This window comes from Parvibaculum sp., assembly GCF_040882025.1.
Taxonomy (GTDB): Bacteria; Pseudomonadota; Alphaproteobacteria; order Parvibaculales; family Parvibaculaceae; genus Parvibaculum.
The window spans coordinates 1-5,813 of sequence record NZ_JBBECC010000026.1 but is presented as its reverse complement, the minus strand read 5'-3'; the positions used below and the strand labels follow the sequence as shown (position 1 = coordinate 5,813).

Sequence of the window (5,813 nt, the reverse complement as noted above, 5' to 3'; positions counted from 1 at the left end):
TAGCCGCCGGTCGTGTGCAGCACGCCTTTCGGCTTTCCGGTGCTGCCGCTCGTATAGAGAATAAAGAGCGGGTCTTCGGCGCCCATTTCCTCGGGCTTGCATTCGGCGGGAACTTTTGCCGCTTCTTCCGCATACCAGACGTCGCGGCCCGCTTTCATCTCGACCTTGCCGCCGGTGTGTTTGACCACGATCACGCTTTCGACGTCGGGGCATTTCTTCAGCGCCTCGTCGGTATTGGCCTTGAGCGGAATTTTCCGTCCGCCGCGCACGCCTTCATCGGCCGTGATGACGCAGTTGGAGGCGCAATCGACGATGCGGCCGGCCAGCGCGTCGGGCGAGAAGCCGCCAAAGACCACCGAATGCACCGCGCCGATGCGCGCGCAGGCGAGCATCGCGTAAGCCGCTTCCGGGATCATCGGCATGTAGATCGTGACGCGGTCGCCCTTCTTCACGCCCCGCACCTTCATCACATTGGCGAAGCGGCAGACCTCTTCATGCAGTTCGCGATAGGTGATCTTCTTGTGGTCGGCCGGGTTGTCGCCTTCCCAGATGATCGCCACCTGGTCGGCGCGCCTTGCCAGATGCCGGTCGATGCAGTTGACGCTGGCGTTGAGCGTCCCGTCCTCGAACCATTTGATCGAGACGTTGTGCGTGTCGAAGCGCGTGTTCTTGATTTTGGTGTAGGGCTTGATCCAGTCGATGCGCTTGCCCTCCTCGCGCCAGAAACCTTCCGGATCGTTGACGCTCGCCTCGTACATCTCGCGATATTTCGCATCGTCGATCAGCGCGCGCTTCCGCCATTCGGCCGGCACGGGAAAAAGTTCATCGGACATGGGAGGCCTCCTCGAAGACGCGTTTCTCGTTGCAGGCATTATGTCGGGCGCGGGGTGAGGGGACAAGGCGGGGGGCGCTGCAAACACGGCCTTGCGCTTGAGATTGGCGTCCACGCTTTGTCAAAAACTCGGTGTCACCCCGGCGCCGTCCCGGTGAAAGCCGGGCACGACAGTATCCACGGACAGTCCATCGCAAGATGAAGATTTTGCACGCGGAGGCGCGGAGCCGCGGAGAAGGGAAGCAGGCAAGAAAATTTCAAGCAGAGGAACAGGAAATGTTTCCTGGCGCTTCGCGCCGAAGGCGCAATAAATTTTCTCTTCTCCGCGGCTCCGCGCCTCCGCGTGAACCCTTCTTCTTCCCTTCACCTCACCGTTTGCCGCTGCCACCCATGGGCCCCGGCTCTTGCCCCAGCGAAAGCCGGGATCACCGGGGATGACACCTTTGTTTTGGTTGTGCGAAAGGCCCGCCGCCTCACCCCTTCACCGCATCTCCCGCAAGCGCCGCGATCTCCGTCTCGCTCATTCCCGCCTCGCGCAAGACTTCCGCCGTCTGCTCGCCGAGCTTCGGCGGGTGGCGGCGAATGCTCGAAGGCGAGACCGAAAACCTGACCGGCGGCTTCAGCGCGAAATAGCCGCCGGCATCGGGGTGTTCGTAGCGGCCGAAAAAGCCGACGGCTTCCAGATGCGGATCGGATTTCAGATCGTCGAGCCGGTTCATCTTGACGACCGGAATCGACAGCGGCTTCAACAGGGCCAGCCATTCATCGGTCGTCTTTGTCTCGGTCAATTCCTCGATCATCGCGTAAAGCTCGCGGATGTTCTGCGTGCGGGCGCGATAGGTGTTGAAGCGCGGATCGTCGGTATAGACGCCCGGCTTGCCCGCCACTTCGAAAAACTGCTGCCACTGCTTGTCGGAATAGGGCAGCAGGCCGATATGGCCGTCGCGCGTCTTGTAGGGCCGCCGGTCGGGATTGGTGATGCGGCCATAGGTCCAGCCGCCGGTCGGCGGATCGTAAACCTGGTCGTAGAAATGTTCGGCGAGCACGAAGGAGGTCACCGCTTCGAGCATCGGCACTTCGACGAATTGCCCCTCGCCCGTGCGTTCCTTGTGGAAAAGCGCGGCGGTCACCGCCGAGACCATGAAGAGCCCCGACACCTTGTCGGCCATGATGGTCGGGATATAGCGGGGCTTCGGGTCGCCATCCATGCGGCCGAGCAGGTCGGCGGCGCCCGAGCCCGCCTGAATAAGATCGTCATAGGCCGGCAAACCGGCATAGGGCCCGTCCGAGCCATAGCCCGCCGCATGCACGAAGATGATGTCGGGCTTCACCGCCTTGATGTCTTCATACGAGAGCCCCAGCTTCTTCATCGCCGCATAGCGGATGTTGGAGGCGATGACATCGGCGGTCGCGACGATCTTCAACAGCGCTTCGCGGCCTTCCTTGGTCGCGAGGTCGAGCAGCACCGAACGCTTGTTGCGGTTGATGGTCATGAAGATCGGGCCGAGATCGGGCGAGGCGCCTTCCGGCAGATGGCCCGGCCAGCGCATGATGTCGCCGCCCGAACCGCCGCCGCCGGTCGGCGAGGGCGCTTCGACCTTGATCACATCGGCGCCCATGTCGCCCAGGATCTGCGTCGCATAGGCGCCGAAAACGACGGCGGTGAGATCGACGATGCGCACGCCCTTCAAAGGGCCCTTGTTCTCGGTTTCGAGTTCTTTTTTCTGGCTCAATTCTTTTTTGCTTCCTGCTTTCCAGTGCGCTACCTGCCGATTGTTCGGCTTAAATGTTTCTTCAATTCTTTCGCGCTCGGCATTTTGTTCTGTTGTTCAGGAGTCCGGAATGGATGCCCTTCCCATTTCGCGTAAGCGGAGTGAGCGATCGCAGGACTAATTCGGACTTTCCATGAGTCTGGATCGATGGAGATGAGGTGTGAATCGAACAAACGATGCAGGTCGATACGGAGCAATATACCGTTGTCGATGCGATCTGATCGAAGACCGGCATAGTTGACAATGTGCGATGCTTCGAGTGCCGTTCTAACATCACAATTGGTGATCGCACATCGATGCCGGTAGGCATCAAGGATCATCCTTCGAAAAGCCGGTTGCCCAGATCTGACGGGTATTCTGCGATCGGCAAACTGTCGATGGTCGTCGGTCGGAATATCTTCGCTATTACTCTTGCCCTGCGGACGGCTTAGGCGGCTCTTCGAGAAGACCGCAAGCACCTCATTGTAGAGTTCTTCGTTCAACGGGAAGATACTTGCTGGTTTGGGAAAGCCCGCTTCCGCGAAAACGGGCAGCGTTGAAAAGACGGCGTCATTCTTGATCTGCGAGGTGGGTAGCAGAAGCGACAGATGAGTAATCGGCGCGACGATCACTCGGTGGTCAATTGATTTAAATTGACCCACATCAGAAATATATTCGAGCTCTTCAGGGGGCATCTCTCTGTCTTCGGCAGCTTCCACGACCTCAACAATTCCGTAGACGCCACCACTAGGTCCGGTCTCAAGAAGACAGGCTTTATCGCCGATTGAAATCGGTCCATACGGTTTCGATCTGCGCCAGACGTTCCACGACAAACGTCCTAGGTCAACTAGAGCGTCATGTGCGCGATAGTGCGCGCTATTCGTGCGAAAAAGCCAATATGACATTTCGCGCCTCGTTCTCTGCTTTCATGTCCGCCACTCATAAAGAATGTCCGGCAGCCCTTCTTCATTGTCGGCGCCGCCGGTGCGGCGCCGCTCGGTCAATCCGTGCCGCTCATAGAAGCGGCGGGCGCCGAGATTGGCCTGAAACGTCCAGAGGGAAAAGCCCTCGGGCAGTCTTTCCCGGACCCTGGCGAGAAGAGCCGAGCCTGCCCCTGCGTTCTGCGCCTGCGGATCGACATAAAGATGATGCAGCCAGCCTGGCTCAAGCGCCGCGAAACCCAGCACCGCGCCGTCGCGCGTCGCCAGCCAGACCTCGCTGCGCTTCACCACGCGGCGAATGAAGAGACGCGTATCGGCATCGCTGTGCAGTCGCGGCAGATAGGTCATGCCCGCCCGCGCCGCGATGAACACCCGCGCCACGTCCGGCCAGTCATCGTCATCTGCGCGGCGGATTTGCATGGGGGTCAATGTAGCGCGGTTTTCCAAATGTCGTCATTGCGAGTGAAGCGAAGCAATCCATTCCTTTACCGTTTCGACGCAGAAAAGATTTTGCACGCAGAGGCGCAGAGACGCAGAGGGGAATGCAAGCGTGGCCGATTCCCGTTTCCAGTCGGCTGATTGCCCTTGCCGGGCAAAGCCCGGCAGAAAGGAAGCGGCGCTTGCGAGCGTCTGATGACTTCGCTCCGCATCATGACACCTCTGCGTCTCTGCGCCTCTGCGTGCACATCTCTTCCTGCCGCCCTCACCCCCGGGGCTTCCGATAGACCGAAACATGCATCTCGCTTTTCGCCGTGAACGCCGAGCGGTCCCAGCCGCCCCAGCGGTTCTCGCGTTCGAGCCCCGCCAGTTTTGCCATCAGGTCTATTTCGGCGGGCCAGGCATAGCGCATCGGCAGCGGCGTCAGCCGCGTGCCGTCGGGCGTCATGCGGATATATTGATACTCGATCACCTGCGTCACCGGATCGTGGATCGCGGCTTCCAGCGTCAGCGAGCCGAAATCGAGATGCACCGGCTTCAGGCTGCGGTGGTCGCGAAACTGCGCGACATCGGGCACGAAGGCCTCGACCAGAAAGGCGCCGCCGGGCTTCAGATGCTTCGCGACATTGGCAAAGCAGCGCAGTTGCGCGTCCTGGCTGGTCAGGTTGAACAGCGTGTTGAAGGTCAGAAAGACGAAATCGAAACTTCCCTCCACCGGCACATCCGCCATGTCGCCGATGACGACGGGAATGCTTTCGCCGCCCGGCTTCGCGCGCAGCTTCGCCACCATTTCGGGCGAGGCCTCGACGCCCTCGATGGCGAGCCCGCGTTCGGCGAGCGGCAGCGCGACGCGGCCGGTGCCGATCGCAAGTTCGAGCACGCGCCCGCCGCCCGCCAGTTCCGCCAGCAGCGCGACCGCCGCCTCCGTCGTGCCGGGGTCGTGCAGCGCGTCGTAGTCGTCGGCGTTTAGTTCACCGAATGTCCCGGGACCGTAGTCTTTCATCATTCCCTCCCGCCCTTCGTCGTTGGCGCGGGCGATTTTAGTCCACAAAAGCGTCTTGTGTGCGAAACGATCCGGACTTTTCGTATCAGCGGGCAAGGAAGGATTTTTCACGCAGAGGCGCAGAGACGCAGAGGTGTCGCGATGCGGGGCAAAGGCATTGGACACTCGCAAGCGCTGCTTCCTTCCTGCCGGGCTTTGCCCGGCAGGAACAATCAGGCCGACAGGAAACGGGAATCGGCCACGCTTTCATTCCGCTCTGCGTCTCTGCGCCTCTGCGTGAGTCCTTTCCTTTTCTACCCCAACCCCTTCACCAGCAGCACCGAGCCTTGCGTCGCCGCCTCGCGCTCCACCGAGATTGCGCGGTATTCCGGCGAGAAGGCCCAGCGGCGCCAACTCGCTTCGTCGGGAAACTCGATCAGCACCAGTTTCGTGCCGTTCCATGTTCCTTCCACGACCTCCGGATTTTCTTCGGCCGCGAGCACGCGCCCGTTGTGGCCCTTCATCGTTTCCGCAAAGCGTGCGGCATAGGCCTCGTAACGCGCCCGGTCATGGATCGTGAATTGCGCCAGTGCATAAACGGTCATCGCGGTGCTCCTTCGCATGTCCTTTCGCAAGATGCTGCGGCCTCCCGCGCGGTGCGGGAAGCCCGCGAATGCGCGAAGGGATTTGCGGGCAAGAGGCAATCGGCGTTTCGCAAGCAGATATAGAATAGAGTCGTCATGGCCCGGCTCGTCCGGGCCATCCACGTCTTTCTTCCGGTGCTTGCCGCCAAGACGTGGATGGCCCGCCTAAAGCCACTGCTGTCCGGCTAAGCGGTTTCGATTGCAAGAACGTTGCATTTCCCCAAC

The 5,813-nt window shown here is 60.8% G+C and carries 6 protein-coding genes; all 6 read right to left on the bottom strand.

What is annotated here, in order from left to right:
- Positions 1-833 (bottom strand): AMP-binding protein (locus tag WEB61_RS02035; RefSeq protein ID WP_368062664.1); only part of this gene is annotated, 833 nt, incomplete at its 3' end.
- A gap of 472 nt (positions 834-1,305) precedes the next feature.
- Positions 1,306-2,565: a CaiB/BaiF CoA transferase family protein gene (locus tag WEB61_RS02030; RefSeq protein WP_368062663.1), complete on the bottom strand. Its 1,260-nt coding sequence runs from the start codon at positions 2,563-2,565 to the stop codon at positions 1,306-1,308.
- A 29-nt stretch (positions 2,566-2,594) separates the two neighbouring features.
- Positions 2,595-3,488 (bottom strand): HNH endonuclease, encoded by an 894-nt coding sequence (locus WEB61_RS02025; RefSeq protein ID WP_368062662.1) that lies wholly within the window; start codon positions 3,486-3,488, stop codon positions 2,595-2,597.
- Positions 3,489-3,509: 21 nt separating this feature from the next.
- The gene (locus WEB61_RS02020; protein WP_368062666.1) at positions 3,510-3,944 is read right to left on the bottom strand and encodes an N-acetyltransferase family protein; all 435 of its coding nucleotides are present in this window, start codon (positions 3,942-3,944) and stop codon (positions 3,510-3,512) included.
- Between the two features lie 283 nt (positions 3,945-4,227).
- The gene (locus WEB61_RS02015; protein ID WP_368062661.1) at positions 4,228-4,965 is read right to left on the bottom strand and encodes a class I SAM-dependent methyltransferase; all 738 of its coding nucleotides are present in this window, start codon (positions 4,963-4,965) and stop codon (positions 4,228-4,230) included.
- Positions 4,966-5,258: 293 nt separating this feature from the next.
- Positions 5,259-5,549 (bottom strand): DUF1330 domain-containing protein, encoded by a 291-nt coding sequence (locus WEB61_RS02010; protein ID WP_368062660.1) that lies wholly within the window; start codon positions 5,547-5,549, stop codon positions 5,259-5,261.
- Positions 5,550-5,813 lie beyond the last annotated feature (264 nt).